This is a genomic window from Streptomyces cacaoi, from assembly GCF_006539165.1.
Classification (GTDB): Bacteria; Actinomycetota; Actinomycetes; order Streptomycetales; family Streptomycetaceae; genus Streptomyces; species Streptomyces cacaoi.
In genome coordinates this window covers 81,091-104,038 of sequence record NZ_BJMM01000026.1, presented here as the reverse complement: position 1 = coordinate 104,038, position 22,948 = coordinate 81,091, and the positions used below count along the sequence as shown (strand labels likewise).

Genomic DNA, 22,948 nt, shown 5'->3' with positions numbered 1-22,948 from the left:
CGGGTTGCCGGGGAGCCCGTGGGCTCGATGGCAACCCGGGAGACTTTACGGTCCGGTGCTACCGGTGTCAACCGGATGGCCCAGCGGGGACAGCGGGGCGCGGGTTTCCCGGCTCCGCGGAGGCGTGGGAGTCGGGCGGCTGCTCAGTCCAGGTCGGTGAGGCGGCCGCCGGCGTCGGGTTGGGCGTCCTCCACGCGGCGCAGGAGGCGGGTGAGCATGTCGCCGAGGTGTGCGCGCTCGTCGGTGGTGAGGTCCTGGAGGAGGTCCTCCTCGAACACGGACGCCTTGCGCATGACCTCCAGCCACTTCTCACGGCCGGTGTCGGTGAGGCCGATGATGACGCGCACCCGGTTGTCCGGGTCGCGTTCCCGGGTCACCAGGCTCTGGCCGAGCATGCGGTCGATGCGGTGGGTCATGGCGGCCGGGGTGAGGCCGAGCCGCTTCGCGATGGTGCCCGGCCACAGCTGGTAGGGGCTGCCGGCCATGACCAGCTCCTTGAGGACCTCCCACTCGGGGTTGCTCAGTCCGAGGGTGGCGAGCTGGCGCCCGTAGGCGACGTTCATGCGGCGGTCGAGACGGCTGACGGCGTTGACGACCTTCTCCACCTGGGGGTCCAGGTCGCGGTACTCCCGCTGGTAGATCGCGATCTGCTCGTCGAGCGTCGGGTGGCGGTCAGGCATGTGCGGAGTATCGCATGTGAACCCGTTGGACCTAAACGCTTGCTCTGTGTACTCTTTAGCATCGAACTTTAGCTTCGAAGGTCGATGCGGTTGTACGCCGGTGTAACAACTGGGAGCGTCCCCGTCTTCCTTCGAAACTCCCTCTTCCGCCGCGGGGTGCCGCGGCATGTCCACGACGACCTAAGCAGGTGAGTGTTGTCCACGGTGATGGCGGCCGCCCTTCGGCGGATCCAGCTCGGTAACGCGTTGGCCGCGTTCGGGAACGGCTTCACGGTGCCGTTCCTGTTCGTGTACGTCGCGCGGGTACGCGATCTCGGCGACGGGACCGCGGGCGCGGTGCTGGCCGTGTTCGCGGCCGCCGCGCTCGTCGTGCTGCCCTTCACGGGGCGGGTGATCGACCGGCGCGGACCGCTGACGATGGTGGTCGTCGGCGCGGTCTCCGCCGCCGTCGGCGCGCTGGGCTTCGGGCTGTCCTCGACGGCGCCGACCGTCCTCGCCTCCTCGGCGCTGATGGGGGCCGGTATCGCCGTGCTGCAACCGGCGCTCGCCACGATGATCGTGTGGTGCTCGACGACGGCCACGCGCTCGCGGGCGTTCGCCACGCAGTTCTTCCTCAACAACCTGGGGCTGGGCGTCGGCGGGCTGCTCGGCGGGTTCCTGGTGGACGAGAGCGATCCGGCGAGCTTCACGCTGCTGTTCTCCATCGAGGCGACCATGTTCCTCGTGCTGCTGACCGTGCTGATGACGGTGCGGGTGGCGCGGCCCGCGCCGGCCGGCGGGCAGGCCGGGGCAGCGGCGGGGCAGGGCTCGGGCTGGGCCGTGCTGCTGCGGGACCGTTCGATGGTGCTGCTGTGCGTGCTCGGGTTCGTCGTCTTCTTCGCCTGCTACGGGCAGTTCGAGTCGGGGCTGTCGGCGTACGCGGTGGAGGTCACCCGGATCTCGACCTCGACGCTCGGGGTCGCGCTGGCCGCCAACACCGCGACGATCGTCCTCGCGCAGTTCTTCGTCCTGCGGGCCGTGGAGCGGCGGCGGCGCAGCCGGATCGTGGCGCTGGTCGGGCTGATCTGGACCGTCGCCTGGCTCGCTGCGGGGGCGTCCGGGCTGGTGCACGGGGCGCAGGCGGTCGCCACGGCGCTGCTGATCGCCACGTATGCGCTGTTCGGCGTCGGGGAGACGATGCTGTCGCCGACCATGGCGCCGCTGGTGGCCGACCTGGCTCCCGCACGCTTCGTCGGCCAGTACAACTCCGCGTTCGCCCTGGTCAAGCAGCTCGCGTTGGCCGTGGGGCCGGCTATCGGCGGCATGATGGCCGCCGCGGGCGCCTACGGCGTCTACATCGGGATGCTGCTGGTGTGCACGCTCGCCGTGTCCGCGCTGGCGCTGGTGCTGGGCCGTCGCCTCGCGCCGGGGGTGGACCGGCCCGTCTCGGTGGTCGTCGCACGGGGCGGTGAGCGCCCCGCGGAGCCGGAGACCGCCGTGCCGGAGCGCGAGGGGCAGGCCGTGTGCGCGGGCGCGGAGCCGGGTTCCGACGATCTGCCGGCGGACGACGGCCAAGCGCAGGACGGGGCCTCTCCCCGGGTTCGGGCCGCCGTCTGACGGAGGCCGGGCCGGTGGGAACCGGCTCAGGGGCCGGAGTGGGCCGAGTGCGGGGCCGTGGCGGCGTGTGTGCCGTCCCGGCCCCGCAGCTGTGTGCAGTTCTGCCTCAGCCGGCGTTACGGGGTGCCGGCGGCGGGGAGGGCGAACTCGCACCAGACGGACTTGCCGCCGTCGGGGGTGCGGCGCGATCCCCAGTTCGAGGCGATCGTGGCCACGATCGAGATGCCGCGGCCCGCCTCGTCGGCCGGTTCGGCGCGGCGGCGCCGCGGCAGATGCTCGTCGCCGTCGGTCACCTCGACGATCAGCCGGCGGTCCGTGCGGCGCAGCCGCAGGCGCATCGGCGGGGTGCCGTGCTGGAGCGAGTTCGCGACCAGTTCGCTGGCGGCCAGGACGCCCAGGTCGCACAGCTCGGGCGGGAAGCGCCAGGAGGCGAGGACGCCGGAGGCGAACGCCCGGGCGCGCGGGGCGGCTTCGGTGCCGCCGAGCAGGTCGAGCGCGGCGTTGTGGAACAGCTCGGCGTCCGGGCCGGTGCGCACCGGGTGCTGGAGGACGAGCAGGGCGACGTCGTCGTCGTGTTCGGCGGTGATGCCGAGGGAACGCAGCAGACGGTCGCAGATGATCTCGGGTGAGCCGGTGGCCCCGGAGAAGGCGTGCTCCAGGGCGGCGACGCCCTCGTCGATGTCGGCGTCGCGGCGCTCGATCAGGCCGTCGGTGTAGAGCACGGCGGTGGCGCCGGGCGCGAGCGGCAGGCTGCCTGAGGTGTGCAGCCAGCCGCCGGTGCCCAGGGGCGGGCCGGTGTGCTCGCCGGTGCGGTGGACCGTGCCGTCCGGGTCGCGTACCAGGACGGGGACGTGTCCCGCGGAGGCGTAGCTCAGCAGTCCCTCGTTCGGGTCGTGGACGGCGTAGACGCAGGTGGCGATCTGGTTGGCGTCGATCTCGGCGGCGAGTCCGTCCAGCAGCTGGAGCACCTCGTGCGGCGGGAGGTCGAGACGCGCGTAGGCGCGTACGGCGGTGCGCAGCTGGCCCATCACGGCTGCCGCGCGTACGCCGCGCCCCATGACGTCGCCGATCACCAGGGCGGTGCGGCCGGCGCCGAGGGTGATGACGTCGTACCAGTCCCCGCCCACAGCTGCGTCGGTCCCGCCGGGCTGGTAGGTGGCGGCGACGCGGAGGTCGTCGGGCTGTTCCAGTTCCTGCGGCAGCAGACTGCGTTGCAGGGTGACGGCGGCCTCGCGCTGCCTGCGCTCGCTGGCGCGGAGCCGTTCGGCGGCCTCCACCTGGTCGGTGACGTCCGCGGCGAACACCAGGACACCGCCGCTGCCGCCCGTGCTGAGCGGGGTGCAGGTGAACGTGTAGTAGCCGTCCCTCGCGCCGCCGTCCGAACGAGCACGGACGCGACGGGACTTGACGGTGCGGGGCCGTCCGCTGCGCAGCACCTGGTCCATCAGCGGCAGCAGTCCGAGTTCCGCCAGCTCGGGCAGTGCCTCACGCGCGGGCGCGCCCGCCGGGCGGCTGCCGAAAACCGCCGCATAGGCGTCGTTGACGAACACGATGCGGTGCTCGGGCCCGTGGACGACGGCGACGAGCGCCGGAACCTGGCCCAGCAGATGGTGCACGGACAGCTCGTCGAGCCCGCGGGCGCCCGGGCCCGCGCTCGGCTCGCGCGGCGGGCGCGCTCCGGCTCCGGAGCCGTCTCCCGTGCCGGCACGGGTGCGGGCGCCCGGGACGGTCGGCGCCTCACCGGTGACGGGGACGGCGGGGCCCGCGGGCAGCAGCGGGCCGTCCGCTTCGGCGTCGTCCCGGCCGGTGCCGTCGCGGGAGTGCGAGCGGCCGTCGGATGTGCCGCTGCCGGACGCCCCGGCTTCCGCTGCGCGGGCCGCGTCGGACGGCTGCTGCGCCTTTATCGCCGCCCGGGCGGCGGTGCGCCGCTGTGTGCCGGGCAGTCGGGCGCTCCAGCGCGTGAAGTTCACGTCGTCCGATTCCTCGTGTGGTTCGCTCGGTTCGCTCGCTGTGGGTCGCGAACCGCTCTTGGGCGGGATCACTCTTCGCAGATGCGGGCCCACCCATGGTCACACGACCAGTGTGGCCCACCGCTGCAACATCCGTCAGACGCCGCCGTGCAGCGGGCAGTTCCGCTCCGCGCTCAGCTGTCCTCGGAAGGTCTCCTGCCTCCGGCCGCCAGTTCGAACTCGGCCCGCGGGTGTTCCAGGGAACCCAGCGAGACGATCTCCCTCTTGAACAGCCCGGAGAGCACCCACTCCGACAGCACGCGGGCCTTGCGGTTGAAGGTCGGGACGCGGCTGAGGTGGTAGATCCGGTGCAGCAGCCAGGCCGGACGGCCCTTGAACTTCCGTCCGTACACGCGCGCGACGCCCTTGTGCAGCCCCAGGGAGGCGACCGAGCCGGCGTGCGCGTGACGGTACGGCGTGAGCGGCTTGCCGTCGAGGGAGGCGACGAGATTGTCGGCCAGTCTGCGGGCCTGGCGCACGGCGTGCTGCGCGTTGGGCGCACACAGCTGTGCGTGCGGGTCCCCTCCGCCGCAACTTCCGCTTCTGTGCGAGTTCTCCGGCTCTTCGGTCTGCTCCCCCGCGCCGTCTTCGCGGGCTGCCTCGGCGGCGGCCAGATCGGGTACGGCCGCCGCGTCGCCCGCTGCCCAGGCGTGCGGCGTGCCCTCCACGCGCAGGGTGGGCTCGCACAGCAGTCGGCCCTTTTCCGTCAGCGGCAGTCCGGTGGCGGCCAGGACGGGGTGCGGTTTCACCCCGGCCGTCCACACGATGGTGCGCGCCGGGTGGCGGCTGCCGTCGCTGAGGGCCGCGACGCGTCCGGTGCAGGAGTCCAGGCGGGTGCCGAGGCGCACATCGATGTTGCGGGAGCGCAGCTCGCGCAGTGCGTGGCCGCCCATCTCCGCGCCGACCTCGGGCAGGATGCGGTCCTCGGCCTCGACCAGCAGGAAGCGCAGATCGTCGGCGGAGACGTTGTGGTAGTAGCGGCAGGCGTAGCGGGCCATGTCCTCCAGCTCGGCCAGCGCCTCGACACCGGCGTAGCCGCCCCCGACGAAGACGAAGGTGAGGGCGGCGTCGCGGACGGCGGGGTCGCGGGTGGAGGAGGCGATGTCCAGCTGTTCCAGCACGTGGTTGCGCAGCCCGATGGCCTCCTCGATCGTCTTGAACCCGATGGCGTGCTCGGCGAGGCCGGGTACGGGCAGCGCGCGGGACACCGAGCCGGGCGCCAGGACCAGTTCGCTGTACGGGAGTTCGAGGGTCCGGGGTTCGGGGGCGCGTCCGCCGTCGTCGGACCGCGGCGGGCCGCCGGCCGGGCGGGCGCCCTGCGGCGAAGCGCCGAGCGGGGGCGGTACCGGGGCGTCGGAGCGCGTGGCGGTGTCCGTCTCGGCGGTGGCGAGCGTGCTGACGTAGGCGATGCGGCGGTCGTGGTCGATACGGCGGGCCTCGCCGACGAGTACCCGGCAGCCGGGCAGGACGCGGCGCAGCGGTACGACGACATGACGCGGGGAGAGCGAACCGGCGGCGGCCTCCGGCAGGAACGGCTGGTACGTCATGTACGGGTCGGGGTCGAGGACGGTGATGGTGACCTCGGAGGGCGGCTGCCCGTCGCCCTCCGCGCCGTCGTCCGCGTGCTCCGTCCCGCCGTCCGTCGCCGTACCGGCGTGCCCGCCGTGCGGTGCCCCGGACGGGCCCGGGAGCGCGGCGTCGTCCCGGGCCGCGCCGGAGGCCGGTTCCGCGGCGTGCGGTGCCGTGTCGGCGTGGTCTGCCGGGCCGCGGGGGCGGGGCGGCCGGTGCTCCGGCTGCGTGTCCGAACTCCCTTGCAACTCCCGTGCGTTGGGCGCGGCGTCCGGGGGCGTGACGGGCTGCTGGGCAGGGTCACGGAGGAGGTCGTGGGCCGGTACGAGGCGGCCCTTGAGTCTGCGCTGGAGGCGCAGCGCGGTGTACATGCCGACGTAGCCGCCGCCGACGACGAGGATGTGCGCAGGTTCCTTCGTGGCCTTCGTCACGCGTCCATGACGCACCCTCAGCCCCGGGTTTGTCCACAGGCCCCAGGAATCATGTGACTGCCGTGCGCCGCGCGCCGGTTGTGCATCCGGGGCCGCGCGGAGCGGGAATTTTGCAGGTCACCAGGGGCGTGAAGGGAGTGCAACGGCCGGGCGAGCGGGGCGCATCGGGCCTGTCGGCCCGTCGCCGGACGCTCCGTACGGAACCGCCCCCTTCTCTCAACTCCCGGGCTCAACTATGTTCGTACCCTAGCGGGTGCGACATGTGACGATGCTGATGTTGCTTGGCCCACGACGTGACCGCGACGTGGGGGCGCCGTGAGCGCACAGTCGCGCACCGCAACGAGGCGGGGGTCTCCGGGGGGAGACTTTTTCATAACCGGGGGAACAGATATGCACATTCAGAGTGTCCACAGCTCCCAGCTTGCTCCGACGGCCGTCCCTGGCGTGCGCGACAGCAGGGCCGCCGCGGGTTCGACCAGCCCGCGCGCCGAACGCGGTCCCCTGGACCGCGGCTCCTCGGGCGTCGGTCACGCCCCGGCAGGCCGGGACGGAACGGGACAGCGCTCCGCGCCGCTGCGCGTGGACGCCCAGCGGAACCTGGAGCACGTGCTGCGCGCGGCACGCGAGGTCTTCGGCGAACTCGGCTACGGCGCACCGATGGAGGACGTGGCCCGGCGGGCCCGGGTCGGCGTCGGCACGGTGTACCGGCGGTTCCCGAGCAAGGACGTCCTGGTCCGGCGGATAGCCGAGGAGGAGACGGCCCGGCTGACCGAACAGGCCCGGGCCGCGCTGGGGCAGGAGGAGGAGCCGTGGTCGGCCCTCTCCCGCTTCCTGCGCACCTCCGTCGCCTCGGGGGCCGGCCGGCTGCTGCCGCCGCGCATACTGCGCGCCGAGGGCTGGATGGACGATGCGGTGCGGGTGCCGCAGCAGCGGCTGCCCGGCACCCCCGGGCAGGACGGCCGGGCGGGTCTGCGGCTGATGGAGCAGCCGTCGGTCACCGCCGTCGCGCCCGCGCGGGACGCCGCACCGACGTCGGAGGAGCTCGACGAGGACCCGGGCGCCGCCGAACTGCTCGACGTCGTCGGTCAGTTGGTGGACCGGGCGCGGGAGTCGGGCGAGCTGCGCACCGATGTGACCGTGGGCGATGTGCTGCTGGTGATCGCCACCGCGGCGCCGTCGCTGCCGGATGCGGCACAGCAGGCCGCGGCCTCCACACGGCTGCTGGACATCCTGCTGGAGGGGCTGCGCTCGCGTCCCGCCGGACACTGAGGGGTTACGCACCGCCGACCTCGCCTGTGAGGACGGCTGCCGGGCCGCGTGGAGGCGTGTGGTGCGCCGAGCGGTCGGGTGGCCGTCATCGCGCCCTGTATGCCGGGCGGTTGGCGTGCGGTCGGTGATCGCCCCTGCGGGATGACGGCTGTCTGCTGCCGCCTGGCTACCGGGCGTTGTTGTCGTGGCCGTCGTACTTGCTGCCTCGCCGCGCTTGCCAGCCGTCGTCCTCGCCGAACCGTTGTCCTTGCCAGCCTTTGTTGTCGGCCGTCTGTCACTGTCGCCGGTGCGCTGCCCTTGGCTGGGTTGCTGACGGACGGAAGCTGCGGCCCACCGGAGGCTTCGGCCCGTCCGGGGGCTGCGGTCGGGGTCCGGGGGGTGCTCTGTCCGCTGCTCGTTGCACTCACCATCGACCGCCGCTCACCATGGAGAGTTCGGACGGCTGTGCGGTGTTCCCCGGACGGGTGGTTGGTGTGCTTGTCGGGTTCACGTTCGTGGACACTGTGACACGCTGACACGATGTCCAACAGCGGCGGGCACAGGAGCGGGGGCCATGGGTGTTGACGAAGGGCAGGGCCGGGAGCAGGAGTCGGGTCAGTCGTCACGCCAGGTGCCCGGGCAGGGCGGCGCGCCGTCGCACGAGCAGCGGCCGGAGGCGGCGGAGCACGGCCAGGACCTGACGGGCCCGTCCGGCGGCGGCGACGAGCCCGGTGAGGCCAGGTCGGAGCAGGTCCCGCAGCAGGGCCAGCGGACCGGCGGACCCGCGCGAGGACAGGAACACGGCTCCGGCGCGAGCCCCGGACAGGGCACCGCCGGGACGGACACCACAACGCGGCAGTCCGGGGAGCAGGTACCGGCGCAGGGGAATCCGGCAGGCACCGGGCACCGGGAGTCCGCTCGCTCGGGAGGGGGACGGGCCGCTGATCCGGCGCCGGCTGTCGGTGCCGGGTCCGACGGGCCGGGCGCAGCCGGGGCCACCGGTTCCACCGGGGCCGTCGGGGCTGCCGAGACCGCCGGGGCCCCCGGCGCGACCGGGACGGACGCGGCTGCCGGGGCGGCTCGGCGCCGGGCCGACGGCAAGGTGCCGCGTGCCCGCAGCCGGCCGTGGCGGCGCCCGGGGACGCGGGGCGGCGACGACCCCACGGCCGGGCCCGGCGCGGCGGCGGACGCCGGGGTGTCCGACGCGCTGCTCGTCGCACGGATGCGGGAGGGGGACGCCACCGCCTACGAGGAGCTGTACCGCAGGCACGCGACGCCCGTCCGCCGGTACGCCCGTACCTGCTGCCGGGACGCGCACACCGCCGAGGACCTCACCAACGAGGTGTTCGCGCGCACGCTCCAGGCCGTGCGGGGCGGCAAGGGCCCCGAGAGCTCGGTGCGCGCCTATCTGCTGACCTCGGTACGGCATGTCGCGGCGGCCTGGGCACGCACCCGGCGGCGGGAGCAACTCGTCGAGGACTTCGCGGTGTTCGTGCAGTCCTCGGACACCGCGGTGACGGCTGCGGAAGCGGAGACGCTCGATCTCGGTGCCGATGTGCGCGCCATGCACGAGGCCGAACAGACGCTGGTCGTCAAGGCGTTCAAGAGCCTGTCCGAGGCCGATCAGATGCTGCTGTGGCACACGGCGGTGGAGGGCGCGAAGCCGCAGGACGTGGCGCCGCTGCTCGGCAAGAGCACGGGCGCGACGACCACCGCCGCACACCGTGCCCGCGAGAACCTCAAACAGGCGTACCTCCAGGCGCATGTGAGCCGTGCCCGGACGGAGAGCGGGGACTGCGCGCGCTGGGCGGACCGGCTGGGCGCGTACGCGCGCGGCGGGCTGCGGATGCGGGCCGAGCGGGGGCTGGCCCAGCATCTGGACCAGTGTGCGCAGTGCCGCCAGGCCGCGCTGGAGGTCAAGGACCTGAACGAGCACATCAGGCTGCTCGTCCCGGTCGCGCTGATCGGCTGGTTCGCGACGGCCGGCGGTGCGAAGGGGCTCGCGGTGCTGCTCGGCGGCGGTGCGGCGGCCGGCGGCACCGGTGCCGCCGCCGCTGCGGGGGCGGCCGGTGCGGGAGCGTCCGGGGGCGCGGCGGGGAGCGCCGGTGGCTCCGGGGCTTCCGGGGGCGCGGCGGCCGAGGGCCTGGGGGCGCCGGCGAAGGTGGGCATCGGGGTCGGTGTGGTGGCCGTCGCGGGCGCCGCGCTGGCGTGGGCACTGGCCGGCGGCGGCGCCGAACCGCCGAAGAAGCCCGAGGCGCGTCCGGCCGCGCCCGCGCCCCGGCCACCGTCCGAGAAGCCCCAGCAGCCGGAGAAGCCGGCGCCGGCGCCGGTCGTTCCGAAGCGCCCCTCGCCCCGGCCGGAGCCCTCCGCACCGCCTGCCGAGCCGGAGCCGGAACCCACGCCGCGCCCGACCCCTCCGCAGGAGCGGCCGAGCCCGGAGCCGACGCCGACACCCACACCCACTCCGCCCGAGCCGTCGCACCCGGCGCCCGAGCCGCCGCGGCCGGAACCGCCGGAACAGCACCAGCTCAACCAGCTCGACTGGGACCTCCTCTCCCCCGACGATCCCCCGACGGCGCCCACCATCCGCACGAGGGGCAGCAGTTGGGTGTGGCAGCGCGAGGGGCCGGAGATCGCCGGCACCCGGTACGCGCACGGGATCAGCGTGCACCCGGACTCGTCGGTGACGATCGACCTCAACCGGCCGTGCACCCGCTACGCCGCGCTGGCCGGGGTCGACGATCTGACGGCAGGCCCCGGCGCGGTGCGGTTCACCGTGTACGGGGACGGCGACCGGCTGTGGCAGTCCCCCTACCTGCGGCGGGGTGAGGCGCCGGTGCCCGTGCAGGTGCCGCTGACCGGAAAGCGGACGTTGCGCCTCGTCGTCGAACCGCGCACGCCTCTCGACCGGCCGGCGCTGGCCGACTGGGCGCGCTCCCGGATCGCCTGCGAGGGGGGACGCGCCGACGACGCCGGGCCGGGACGGGGATCCGACGCCCCCTCCGGGGTGGGCGACGTCGGGCCGGAACGTTCTGAGGACGGCCCGTCGGATTCCGACACCGGCCTGTCGGGTTCGGACGGCGATCCGTCGGGTTCGGACGGCGGGCCATCGGGGTCGGACGTCCGACCGTCGAAGTCGGATGCCGGGCCGTCGACGTCGGATGCCGTTCCGTCGGATTCGGACGGCGGGCCGTCGGACGCGGGCGGCGGCACAGCGGATGCGGGCGTCGGTCCGTACGGTCCGGGGAGCGGGTCTCCGGGACGTTCCGGTGGTGGTGCCGGGCCGGGGCGCGGGGGCGGCGGAGCGCCCTGGGGTGGTGGCAAGCCGCCCGGTGGCGGGTCCGGCTCCTCCGGGGACTGATCCGGCCGCCCGGGGTCCGGTTCCCCCCGGGGGCGGCTGATCCAGCGCTTCCGGGGCGGCTGATCCGGCGCCTCCGGCGGCTGCGCTGCTCTTCTTCCGCCGCGGGACGGCCGGTCGGTGAACGGGCCCCGACCGGTGAGCCGTTGACCGGGCCGACGCGGATCAGCGCAGAGAGAGGGCGTCCAGGCGGGCGGCGGCCCGGGCCGGGGTGAGGGGCTCACGGCGCGGCGTCCGGGCGCTGGGTTCGGCGGCGTCCGGGGTGCCGGGGCCGGGGGCAGAGGTGGTGGAGTGGGCGCGGACGGTGCTGTCGAGGCGGAGTTCGGGGACGCTGAGCGGCAGTTCGCCGCGCAGGGCACGGGCCGCGTCGGCGAACTCGACGGCCTCGTCACGGTTTCCGTGCAGATGCAGCAGATATCCGGCGACCATCAGGGTGTTGACGACGATGCTCTCCGGTGCACTGCCCTCCAGGGCGGTGTGCAGCGCCGTACGGATCCGTCTCAGGGCCTCGGTGATCCGGTCGGCGTCCTCCTCGGCGAGGACCCGGGCGTCGAGCACCTGCATCACCAGGCGGAACATGGGCGGCGGCGTGCCGGCCGAGGCGTTCTTGTCGCACTCGGTCAGCAGGAGCCGGGCCCGGACGGCGTCCCCGCGCTCGATCGCGACGAGCGCCCGGAGGTAGGTGGCGAGGGTCTGTGCGTCCCGGACGCCGAGCCGTTCGGCGTCCTCGTGGGCGCGCACGGCGAGCGAGTCCGCCTGGACGGTGTCGCCCTGCCGGTACCAGATGTCGGCGATCCGGGTCAGCAGCACCGGGATCTCGGTGAGCGCGCCGAGCTGTTGGGCGTAGCGCAGGGCGGACCCGCACTCGGCGCGTGCGTCGTCGTAGCGGCCCTCCTCGATGGCGACCTCGGCGCGCAGCCCGCACAGCTGGCTGAGCAGCCAGCGGTCTCCTGTGCGCTCCGCGATGCCCTGGATCTCGGTGATGTCCTCCATGGCGGCGGCGAGCCCGTCGGGCTGGTCGATCAGGACGTGAGCGCGGAACAGCAGGGCCACGGCCAGCTCCCACTGCTCGCTCCAGCGACGGCAGTTGTCGACCGACTCGTCCATCATGCCGAGGACGGTGGCGAACCCGTCGCCCAGGTAGGCGGCGAACGGCCACAGCATTCCGGGGAAGCGGGCGGACGCCGGTCCGGGGCGGCTGAAGAAGTCGATGAGCTCGCGGGCGATTCGGCGGTGTGCGGGGTCGTCCAGCAGGTACTGGCTCTGCTGTTCGACGACGAGGAAGTAGCTCAGCAGCTGGAACTCGCGGTAGAGCCCCTCCTCGTGCTCGTCCCGCTCGTCCTGCCGTGCGGGAAGCATCCGCATGACGGCGCGGACCCAGTCGGCGCCCTCGTCCCGGTAGTTGCGCAGCCACCAGAACCAGCCCACGCCGCGCACCAGTTCGGCCATGGTCTCGCGGTCGCCGCGGCGCAGAGTGCGGTGCAGGGCCGCGCGGACGTTGTCCAGGTCCGCCTCCAGCCGGGGCAGCCAGGTGAGCTGGTCGGCTGTGCGGATGCGGACGGACGCGGTGTCGAGGAAGCGCGCCATCTGCCGGATGTGCCGTACCTCGGCCTGCTCGCGTTCCTCGGGGTACTCGGCCGCACGCTCGTTCGCGTACTCGTGGATCGTCTCCAGCATGCGGTAGCGCACCCCTGCCCTGGACCAGGCCGGGGGCTGCTCGGCGACGACGATCGACTTGTCGACCAGGGAGGAGAGGATGTCGAGGACGTCCTCCTCGCACAGTCCGTCCCCGTCGCTCGCCTGGCCTTTTATGTCCTCCTCTTCCCGGTCTTCCCGGTCTTCCCGGTCTTCCCGCCTGTCCTGTACTTCGTGTCCGTCCTGGCCGTCCCGTGCTGCTGTGCGGTAACGACCGTCCGGGCCCTCCGGGCTGTCGGGGTCGAGGGGTGCGGTCGCGCACACGTGTTCGGCGGCGGGGAGGGTGCAGCCGCCCGCGAAGACGGACAGCCGGCGCAGGACGGTGCGCTCGCGCTCGTCCAGCAGATCCCAGGACCAGTCGACGACGGCGCGCAGCGTCTGCTGACGGGGCAGCATCGTGCGGCTGCCGCTGGTCAGCAGGCGGAACCGGTCGTCCAGCCGGTCGGCGATCTGCCGCGGGGTGAGCGAGCGCAGGCGGGCGGCGGCCAGTTCGATCGCGAGCGGCAGCCCGTCGAGCCGCCGGCAGATCTCGGCCACCGCGTCCGCGTCCTCCTCGACGCGGAAGCCGGGGCGCGCGGCGGCGCCCCGGTCGGCGAACAGACGGTGCGCGGGCGCCGGCGGCAGCGGCTCGACGGCGCGGACCGTCTCCCCCGGCACACCGAGCGGCTCGCGGCTCGTCGCCAGCACCGTGAGCCCCGGACAGCGGCCCAGCAGCACCTCGCCGAGGTGTGCCGCGGCCTCGACGACGTGTTCGCAGTTGTCCAGCACGAGCAACAGCCTGCGGTGCTCCAGGCGTTCGACCAGCAGCCTCGTCGCATCGCCGTCCCCGTGGCTGCGGGCGCCCTCCTTCCCGGCCGTCGACAGCGCCGTCTCGCGCCGCCCCAGTGCGCTCAGCACCGCGCCGGGGACGGCCGTCGGATGGTCGAGCGGCGCCAGCTCCACCATCCATGTGCCGTCCCGGTACGGCACCTGCGGGGCGGACGCCGCCGTCGCCGCGACCTGCTCGGCCAGGCGCGTCTTGCCCGAGCCGCCCGGGCCGGTGAGCGTGACGAGGCGGGAACCCGCGAGATCCGCCGTGATCGTCGCGATGTCGGACTCCCGGCCGACGAAACTGGTGAGCCGGGCCCGGAGATTGCCCGGCCGGTTCGACGAGCCGCTCCGGTACGGGATGCCCGGCGCGATGTCGCCGGGATCCGCCGCTCGTGCTGCCGGACCGGGCCCCTCGCCCGCGGGATCTGCCGCGCGTCTTGTCGGATCTGCCGCGCGTCCCGTCGTTTCTGACGCTCGTCCTGTCGGGTCTGCCGCATGTCCCGTCGCTTGTGCCGCACGTGCTGTCGGGTCTGCCGCATGTCCCGGCGGGGTCGGCTCCGGTCCCGGCGGGGTTCGTGTGTCCGCGTCCGTCGCGTGGCGAACTGCCGGGGTCTGCGCCTCTGTTACCGCGTTCGTCACGCTGTCTGCCGGAGCCCTCGGAGCGTCGCCGGGGGCTGTGACGCTGCTGCCGGGGGCCGACAGGGGACGGGGTCCGTGGGCTCCGGCGTGACCGGTGCGGTAGGCGGGATCGGCGGGGCCGGGGCGGTCGATACGGTCGATACGGCCGGTGCGGTCGGTGCGGTCGGTGTCGCCGCGGAGCAGTTCGGCGTGCAGGGCGCGGAGTTCGGCGCCCGGGTCCGCGCCGAGACGGTCCGCCACACGATTCCGGATCGTCTCGTACACCTCCAACGCCTCCGCCGTACGGCCGCTGTCCCGCAGCGCACGCAGATACAGCGCCTGCACCGGCTCGTCGAGGGGGCGCTCGGCCGCCAGTTCGCGCGCCTCCGGCAGGACCTGCGCGGCGCGGCCGAGCGCGAGGTCCGCGGTGATCCGGCGGTGCAGGGCCGTCCGGCGCAGTGCCTCGACGCGGGCGGCGGCGGACAGGCGGTCGGGCAGATCGGCGAGGGCCGGTCCGCGCCACAGCGCGAGGGCGGAGCACAGCACGGTGGCGGCCTCCGCCGGGTCGCCCTCCTCCAGGGCGCGCTCCCCATCGGCGACGAGCCGCTGGAAGCGCAACAGATCCACCTCGTCCTCCGGCTTCCGGCCCGCCAGACCCAGCCGGTAGCCACCGGGGACGGACTCGACGCTCTCCTTGCCGAGCGCCTTGCGCAACCTGCCGATCAGCGCCTGGAGCGCCGCCGCCGTGTTCTCCGGCAGGGCCTCCGGCTCCGTGTCCGCCCACACCTCGCTGATCAGCGTCTCGGGCGAGACCGGGCCGCGGTTGCCCGCCCGCAGCGCGAGCGCCGCCAGCAGCGCCCGCAGCCGCTGGCCTCCCAGAGGGAGGGTCCGCCCTGCCTCGTCACGGGCTTCGCTGGCCCCCAGGATCAGATACCGCACCCTCCCATTGTCGCCTCACGGGCGACGACGGTCTCAGGGGTTTTCCTGGCCCGGCACCAGGGAAGGCAGGGGCGCTGCCGGTCGGGCGAAGCCGGACGCCCGGGGTGGGGAGCGGTGGGGACGGTGGCGCCCAGGGCAGGGCGGGGCGGGTGCAGAAACGGTCAGCCGCGGGGCGGGGGCGGCAGCGTCGGCGTCGTCGGCAGCGGACGGCCGGGCCGGCTGCCTGCCGGGACGACCCCCGCGGCGGCGGCGCGCGGAGCCGTCGAGCCCGTCCAGCAGGTTCCGCGCCGGGCGAGCAGCCGGCCGAGCCAGAGCTCCATCGCGACCAGATCGGCCAGCCCGTCCAGCGCCAGTGCCTCCCCGTCGGCCGCCCGACGGATGGCCTTGCGGACGACGCGGGCCTCCACCAGCCCGGCGTCGGCGAGGAGCGGCGCCTCGAACAGCTGGAGGAGCTGATCGGCGGCCAGCCGGAGGCCGGCGCGTTCGGCGGCGTGGTGCGGGGCGTGGACGGGCGCGCCCCAGCCCGGGGGCAGTTCGTGGATGCCGGCGCCGGCGAGCACGGAACGCAGCACGGCCGCGCGGGCGCCCGGTCTCACCCGGAGGGATTCCGGCAGCGCCCGGGCAGCCCGCACCACCTGGTTGTCGAAGTACGGCGCGTGCAGCCGCTGCCCCCGGATCTCGGCGGCCTGTTCGAAGACGCGGTGATCGGCGGCGCGGCGGGCGAGGGCCGCGCGGGCCCTGCGCTCCCCCGGCCGTTCGACGGAGGGCCGGGCGTGCGCGGCGGCGTCCAGGCGGAGTGCGACCTCGGCGAGCGCCTCGCCCGTCAGCCAGCGCGCCGCCGGGCCCGGACGGCACCAGGTCAGCGCGGCGACGGACGCCTCCGCTGCGCTCCGGCCGCCGTCCGGGTAGGCGTCGGACGCGGTGGCGGCGACCGTCCCGTCGCGCAACTGCGCCGCCGTCTCCTGGAGACCGTCCCGGTAGGACGTACGCCCCAGACGGCGCGCGGCGCGGTAGACGGTGACCGGGACGAGCAGCGCGCGCCCCGCCGTCCGCCCCTCCGCGCGGGCGAGCGCGGCCACGGGACGCACCAGATGCCGACGGCGCCGGTCCAGCAACAGATCGGCGAGCCGGGCCGGATGCGCGTCCAGCACCTCACGCGCGCCCAGCCCCACGAAGTGGTCGGCGCTGCCCGCCGACAGCCGGTGCCGATGGCGCTCGGCGAAGACGAGGGAGGGCCCCGGCTCGTCGGTCAGCGGGCCCGCCGCGAGGTCCGCGTACGGCAACGCCTCCTCGCGTCCGGTGACCACGACGTGGTGCAGGCGCGGATTCTCGGCGAGCACGCGGGCCCGCTCCAACTCGGCGTTCTCGTCGAGAGGACGGCGCCCCGGGTCGTGCTCCTGCTGCCCGTCGTCCCCGCGCCGCGCACCGCCCTGACGCCTCGTGTCGTCGTGGTGCCCGGTGTCCCCGTGCGGCCGCGTGCCGCCGGGGGCGGAGCCGCCGCCGTGCGGGCTGCCGTCGGCGGAGCCGTGGTGCGTACGGCCGTGGTAGGTGAGGTCGTTGAACGTGACGGCGAGGAGGCGTTCGCCCGCGCCCGCCGCGCCGGCGCCGAAGACCGTGCCCGGCATCCCGGGGAGCCCGGCGGCGAGCAGTGCGAGGGTGCCGGAGGCAGGCCCTCCGGAAAGATCGGCGCCGACCCCGGGGGCCGGGCCGCCCCGGGCCGCACGCCGCTCGGCCGGCCCCATACCGGGGACCGGGCCCGGATCGCGCGCCCCGGCTCCCTGGCCGGGCCCGTCGAAATCCTGCTCGGTCGCATGCCGGGGCGCCGTCAGCCGGGTCCGGACCGCCTCGACGAGCGCGTCCCGCACGCCCTCGACCGCCGTCTCCGGATCGGTCGGCGGCGCACCGACGACCAGCGAACCGGACGTCTCGTACGCGGCGATCTCCCGGCTGCCGCCGTCCCGGACGATCAGCGCGTGCCCAGGCGGCACCCGGCGCACCCCCTGATACGGCGTACCGTCGCCCAGCGCCTCGGGAGCATCGGGGCAGGCGAGCATCGCCGCCAGATGCCCTATGTCGAGCTGCGCCTCGATGAGATCCGCGATCGGCAGCGCCGCCGTCGCATATGCCGTGCCACCGGCCCAGGGCGCATGGAAGACGGGGCGCACACCGGCCAGATCGGCCAGCACGGTGATCCGGCGCCCCACGCAGGCCACAGCCGTGTAACTGCCAGGCCAGGCCGACAGATGCCGGAACGCACCGCCCCGGGCCGCCACCAGCCCGATCCGCAGCTCCTCGTCGGACGCGCCACAACAGCCGAACACCGCGAGCCTGTTGCCCGGCTCGGCCTCCACGACGCGGATCTCGTCGGGCCGCCAGTCCCCCACCGCCCACAGCGGATCGGGCCCGCCCCACAGCACCTGGGCGCCGACCGGCTGCAACGCCCCGTCGTCGAACTCGCTCCCGTCCGGCACGAACGCCGTGTGCGGGGCATAGCCGTACGGACCATAGGAGTCATAGGGGCTGTACCCGCCGTACGCACCCCGCCCCGCACGCCCGTCGGGCCCGTCCTGCCCGTTCCCGTACCTCTGCGCACGTCCGTGCCCGGCGGATCCGCCGCGCCCGGCGTCCCCGCCGAACCCGTTGCCGCCGGAGCCGCCGCGGGACGAACCCCGGCCGTGCGCCGTGTCGTTGGCGCCGGGGCCCCGCGCACCGCTCCGCCCGTGGGGCACCGCGGCGCCGCTCCACCCCACCAACCAACGCATCGCCGGCCCGCCTTCACTCGTGCTCTTGCCGCTGTTCCCGCCGGTCGCCCCGGCCTTCCTGTCTGTTACCGCCGACCCGGGCCGGCTCGGGCTTCCCGCTGTTCCCGCAGCCCCGGTCGCCCATGGCTCCCTTACGACTCTCCACCGCCCCGCCGCTGTCGGCCGGGCCCGGTTTCCCAGACGCACTCCGGGCTGCGCGACGTTGAGTGCCTCGGCGCCGCAACGGGCTCACCTCAGCGCTATGTTGCCACGAGAGTGGCGCACGGGAGGCGTACCTGGGGCGCGCGCCCATGCAGCGTGCGCCGGACTTTTGCCGGGGTCCGAGCCGGGGAGTTTCCGCCGGGGCCCGGGCCGGGGGAGTTGAGGCCGGACGCCCCTCCGGAGGGCGTGCCTCGGAGGCTGTGCGCCGTGCGGAGGTGTGCGTGTGCCGCGGGTCGTCGCGCCGTACTCCTGGGGAGGGCCGTTGCCTCCGCCCGGGGGTCGCCTCGCGAGGGTCGGGGTGAGGGCCTACGACCGTGAAGCCGGGCATATACCGGAGGCTTCGGCCACGGGCACCGCACAGCCGACCGATGTCATTCGGCCAAATCCGGCCTACCTCGCCCCGGGGCCAACAGAGCCTTGACGGGCTCCCGCACAAGGGGCGAACCGGCGACTCCAGCGGCGCACCGACGGACCTCACGGCTCACGATCACAGCATGCGCGGGGCTCACGGAGCGCGTCCATGCGCGGGGTCTGCTCCCCGGATTCGGTGGGGGCGGGGGAGGGCGGACTGGGTGTTGCTTTCGGGGGAGGGAGGGGTGGGGTGGGGGTGGGGGGTGGTCGGGTGGGGGCATACCAAAACCGTGCGCGGGGCCCACCCTTCAAGGAAGCCGCGCCCACCACCCGCCACCTCCTGACCTGCAAAAACCGTACCCCGCACCGGCTCACCCCCAGCCCCGCCCACCCCCAACTCCCTTATGCGCAAGCCCCCGCCCAAACCACCCGACCCAGCGATTCACCCCGCCCAGGTCCGCCCCAAGCCCGGTAGCCCCCACCCCCGCAGCACAACGAAGCCGAGAGGTCCCCGGGGCAGGGCCGCACCAGCCGCTACAGCCCAGGCCGGACTCGCAAGCCCGTACCGGCCTCGAAACCCCAGGCCAGAAGGCAACAGGAGCCACCCTCAAGAGATGGAAGGAGCAGGGACCAACCACCCCTCGACGGGATGGGGGGCGGAGGAGCCCGGAATCCGAAAGGCCAGCGACCAGAACCCCAGACAGCAGGGGCCAGAGACAAACGGCCAGAGACAAGCGGCCGACGCCCAGAGCCCGGAACCCAGAGCCCCCCAGGCAGAAGCCAGGAGACGGGAGGCGGGAGACGGGAGACGAAGCCCCCACCCCACATCCGAAGACCCGAAGGGCCAAAGGGCCAAAGGGCCAAAGGCCCCGGCCGCGGCCCCGGTCCGGCCCCCACTTCTGCACCCCGGCGGAGCAGCTCGCACGCATGTCGGCCCGGGAGGCCGAGCGCCTCCCGGGCCGAACCGCCGTCCGCGGGGAAATGAGACGGCGGTGTCCCCCAGCCCGCTGATCCTGAACAGCGGGCCGACCCACGCAAGTTTCATGGAACCGCTCACCCTCCGTACCGGGCAGGCGCATGCGTAGGCGCACGGCCACACGCCGGGAGCACGTTCCCCGGGGGGTCGCGCACTCGTTTCCGGCCGGGTGGGGGCGTGCGGCGCGAGGTTGTCACGTGCCCCGCGCACGTACACGCGTACGGACACAGTTCCCGCCATCCGGGAGAGCGCCCCTTAACGGTCGGGATCCGGCGAACTACGCTGTGTTGGCAGTGCTTTCCGTGCGGCGCGCAGGCGTCACGACACGGGAGGGGGCCCCGCGCCTCTCGCGGGGCGGTCGTCGGTGTGTGTCAGGGGTGCGCATGTCCAGGGAGTCACGCGGGCCGAATGAGAAGCTCGGCACCGTCCTCGCCCTAGCAGGGATCAGCAACGCCGGGCTCGCCCGTAGGGTCAACGACCTCGGGGCCCAACGCGGCCTCACGCTCCGGTACGACAAGACGTCGGTGGCCCGCTGGGTTTCGAAGGGGATGGTGCCGCAGGGCGCGGCCCCCCATCTGATCGCCGCTGCCATCGGCAGCAAGCTGGGCCGGCCGGTTCCGCTGCACGAGATCGGTCTCGCGGATGCGGATCCGACGCCCGAGGTGGGGCTGGCCTTCCCGCGTGATGTGGGGGCGGCCGTCAAGTCCGCGACGGATCTCTACCGGCTGGATCAGGCGGGGCGGCGCGGTGGCGGCAGCATCTGGCAGTCGCTGGCGGGCTCGTTCTCCGTGAGCGCGTATGCCACGCCGACGTCCCGGTGGCTGATAACCCCGGCGGACAGTTCGGTCGCACGCCATGTCGAGCATCTGGAGGACGCGGGGGGTTCGCGTGCGCACGCGGTCAACGGTGCGGCGGGCGGGCCGGATCCGGTGGACGAGCGCGACGGTGACGACGGCGAGGATCTCGGCGGCCGTGATTCCCGGCAGGAGCGGAACGGTCAGGCGGACGCCGCCGGGCCCGCGCCCCTGCGGGTGGGGCACGCGGATGTCTCCAAGTTGAGAGAGGCGGCCGACGAGGCGCGTCGCTGGGATTCGAAGTACGGCGGCGGTGACTGGCGTTCGTCGATGGTGCCGGAGTGTCTGCGGGTGGACGCGGCTCCGCTGCTGCTGGGTGCCTACACGGACGAGGTGGGACGTTCACTCTTCGGTGCGACGGCCGAACTGACGCGGCTGGCGGGCTGGATGGCGTTCGACACGGGTCAGCAGGAGGCGGCGCAGCGGTACTACATCCAGGCGTTGCGGCTGGCGCGTGCCGCGGCGGATGTGCCGCTGGGCGGCTATGTGCTGGCGTCGATGTCGCTCCAGGCCACCTACCGCGGGTTCGCGGACGAGGGGGTGGATCTGGCGCAGGCCGCTCTGGAGCGCAACCGCGGTCTGGCGACGGCCCGCACGATGAGTTTCTTCCAGCTGGTCGAGGCGCGTGCGCACGCGAAGGCGAACGACGCGCAGGCGTGTGCGGCGGCGCTGGCTGCGGCGGAGAGCTGGCTGGAGCGTTCCCGGGCGGGCGATCCGGATCCGTCCTGGCTGGACTTCTACTCGTACGACAGGCTGGCCGCCGACGCCGCCGAGTGCTACCGCGATCTCAAGGCCCCGCGGCAGGTGCGCCGGTTCACGGAGAAGGCGTTGTCGAAGCCCACGGAGGAGTTCGTGCGGTCGCACGGGCTGCGGCTGGTGGTCTCGGCCGTGGCCGAACTGGAGTCGGGGAATCTGGACGCGGCCTGTGCGGCGGGCACCCGCGCCATCGAGGTCGCCGGGCGCATCTCGTCCGCGCGGACGACGGAGTACGTCCGCGATCTGCTCAACCGGCTGGAGCCGTACGGGGACGAGCCGCGCGTGGCCGAGCTGCGCGAGCGGGCGCGTCCGCTCCTCGCCGCCCCGGCGTGACCGCGGCGGGGTGTGTCTCGCCCGTCCCACCTGCGGTGGGAGTCGGCGCAAGATCGTGCGTACCGTGACGGGCACCGCTGCGCGGTGTCACCGTTGGGGTCCATGATGGGACCCGTGTCCACGACGTCCCACGGCTCCCACGGCTCCACCGGCCCCGACGGCTCAACCGGAACCACCGGATCCACCGGGCCCGCCGGGTCCGCCGGAACGACAGGCTCCGCGCGCAGCTCAGGATCCGCGGCCCCGGCCGCCCCCGAGGTCTCCGGCATCCCGAAGGGCGCGGCGCCCGGCGCGTCCCGGATGCAGGACGTCGTGGTGATCGGCGCCGGCATCGTCGGGCTGTCGACGGCGTACGCGCTCACTCGCGCCGAGCCCGGCGTCCGCGTCACCGTGCTGGAGAAGGAGCCGGGCCCGGCCCGGCATCAGACGGGCCGGAACAGCGGGGTGATCCACAGCGGTATCTACTACCCGCCGGGCTCGTTCAAGGCGCGGTTCGCGGTGCAGGGCGCCGCCGAGATGGTGAAGTTCTGCGCGGAGCACGGCGTTCCGCACGAGGTCACGGGGAAGCTGATCGTCGCGACGGAGCGCTCCGAGCTGCCCCGGCTGCACGCCTTGATCCAGCGCGGCCGTCAACACGGCCTTCCCGTGCGCGAGTTGGGTCCGGCGCAGATAGCGGAGCACGAGCCGTATGTGCGCGGCCTGGCGGCGATCCACGTCGGCACCACCGGCGTCTGCGACTTCCGCGCGGTGGCCGGCACGCTGGCGCGGCTCGCCTCGGACGCGGGGGCCCGGGTGCGGTACGGCGCGGCGGGCACCGTCACCGCGGTCGACCGCCGCCCGGGGCGCGGCGTCGCCGTCCGTACGGCGGACGGCTCGGTGCTGCGGGCGCGCGCCCTGGTCAACTGCGCCGGGCTGCACTGCGATCGCATTGCACGGCTGGCGGGGGACGCGACGCCCGCCCGGATCCTGCCGTTCCGCGGCGAGTACGCCGAACTGGTCCCCGAGCGCGAACACTTGGTGCGCGGTCTGGTGTACCCGGTGCCGGACCCGGCCTTCCCGTTCCTCGGGGTCCATCTCACCCGAGGGGTGCACGGCGGGGTGCATCTGGGCCCCAACGCGGTCCCCGCCCCTGCCCGCGAGGGCTACACCTGGCGGGACGTCCGCCCCTCGGAACTGGGCCCGTTCCTCACCCACCCGGGCGCCTGGCGGCTGGCACGCCGTCACTGGCGGTACGGCGCGGGGGAGTTGCACCGTTCCCTGTCCCGCTCCGCGTTCACGGCCGCGGTCCAACGTCTGCTGCCCGAGGTCACGCCCGCCGATCTGCGCCCGGCGCCCGCCGGGGTGCGGGCCCAGGCGGTGCTGCGGGACGGCACCCTCGTCGACGACTTCCTCTTCGCGGACGGCCCGCACACCGTCCACGTCCTCAACGCCCCGTCCCCCGCGGCGACGGCCTCCCTCCCCATCGGCCGGGAGATCGCCCGTCGCGCGATGGCCTCGATGGCGGCGTGACCGCCCCGCCCGGGAAACGGGGCCGGGCCAGGAGCCGGGAACCGGCAGCACCCAGCGGCGGCCGGCGACCGGCGGCGTCACGGCGCCGCACCTCCTGTCCCACCCGACACCCGTAAAATCGGGGCACTGTGTGCAAGCCCGAGAACTTCCCCCAGCATGATGACCGCGTCCACGCCGGAGTGACCGGCTCGGCCCCGGCGCACAGCGCACCCCCACGCGCCGCCGCCACACCCCCGACGGCCCCCTCGGCCCC

10 protein-coding genes are annotated in these 22,948 nt (G+C 74.5%); 5 read left to right on the top strand and 5 right to left on the bottom strand.

From position 1 onward, the window contains the following. Positions 1–143 precede the first annotated feature (143 nt). Positions 144–680, bottom strand: a complete 537-nt coding sequence (locus SCA03_RS22685; protein WP_030892351.1) for a MarR family winged helix-turn-helix transcriptional regulator — start codon at positions 678–680, stop codon at positions 144–146. Between the two features lie 207 nt (positions 681–887). On the opposite strand from SCA03_RS22685, the gene SCA03_RS22680 reads away from it, so the two are divergent. Next, entirely contained in the window at positions 888–2,276 is a 1,389-nt protein-coding gene (locus tag SCA03_RS22680; RefSeq protein WP_169729680.1) for an MFS transporter, read from the top strand. A 116-nt stretch (positions 2,277–2,392) separates the two neighbouring features. Here SCA03_RS22680 and SCA03_RS22675 read toward each other — a convergent pair whose 3' ends face one another. Both SCA03_RS22675 and SCA03_RS22670 read right to left on the bottom strand, forming a co-directional pair. Next, entirely contained in the window at positions 2,393–4,246 is a 1,854-nt protein-coding gene (locus tag SCA03_RS22675) for an ATP-binding SpoIIE family protein phosphatase (protein WP_030892357.1), read from the bottom strand. Positions 4,247–4,419: 173 nt separating this feature from the next. Beyond that, positions 4,420–5,832: an NAD(P)/FAD-dependent oxidoreductase gene (locus SCA03_RS22670; protein ID WP_230988858.1), complete on the bottom strand. Its 1,413-nt coding sequence runs from the start codon at positions 5,830–5,832 to the stop codon at positions 4,420–4,422. An 843-nt stretch (positions 5,833–6,675) separates the two neighbouring features. On the opposite strand from SCA03_RS22670, the gene SCA03_RS22665 reads away from it, so the two are divergent. Together SCA03_RS22665 and SCA03_RS37035 are read left to right on the top strand one after the other, a co-directional pair. Continuing rightward, positions 6,676–7,554, top strand: coding sequence for a TetR/AcrR family transcriptional regulator (locus SCA03_RS22665; protein WP_030892363.1), 879 nt, complete (start codon positions 6,676–6,678; stop codon positions 7,552–7,554). 553 nt (positions 7,555–8,107) lie between these two features. Continuing rightward, on the top strand, positions 8,108–10,894 hold the full coding sequence (locus tag SCA03_RS37035) for a sigma-70 family RNA polymerase sigma factor (RefSeq protein ID WP_308698138.1): 2,787 nt from the start codon (positions 8,108–8,110) through the stop codon (positions 10,892–10,894). A 162-nt stretch (positions 10,895–11,056) separates the two neighbouring features. Here the strand turns inward: SCA03_RS37035 and SCA03_RS22650 are convergent, their stop codons facing one another. Then, entirely contained in the window at positions 11,057–14,953 is a 3,897-nt protein-coding gene (locus tag SCA03_RS22650; protein WP_141275614.1) for an AfsR/SARP family transcriptional regulator, read from the bottom strand. 161 nt (positions 14,954–15,114) lie between these two features. Next, positions 15,115–17,715, bottom strand: coding sequence for an asparagine synthase-related protein (locus SCA03_RS22645; RefSeq protein WP_141275613.1), 2,601 nt, complete (start codon positions 17,713–17,715; stop codon positions 15,115–15,117). Positions 17,716–19,626: 1,911 nt separating this feature from the next. On the opposite strand from SCA03_RS22645, the gene SCA03_RS22635 reads away from it, so the two are divergent. After that, positions 19,627–21,186 (top strand): NsdA family TPR-like regulatory protein, encoded by a 1,560-nt coding sequence (locus tag SCA03_RS22635; protein WP_086815112.1) that lies wholly within the window; start codon positions 19,627–19,629, stop codon positions 21,184–21,186. Positions 21,187–21,486: 300 nt separating this feature from the next. Further along, the gene (lhgD, locus tag SCA03_RS22630) at positions 21,487–22,695 is read left to right on the top strand and encodes an L-2-hydroxyglutarate dehydrogenase (protein ID WP_030885317.1); all 1,209 of its coding nucleotides are present in this window, start codon (positions 21,487–21,489) and stop codon (positions 22,693–22,695) included. Positions 22,696–22,948: the final 253 nt, after the last annotated feature.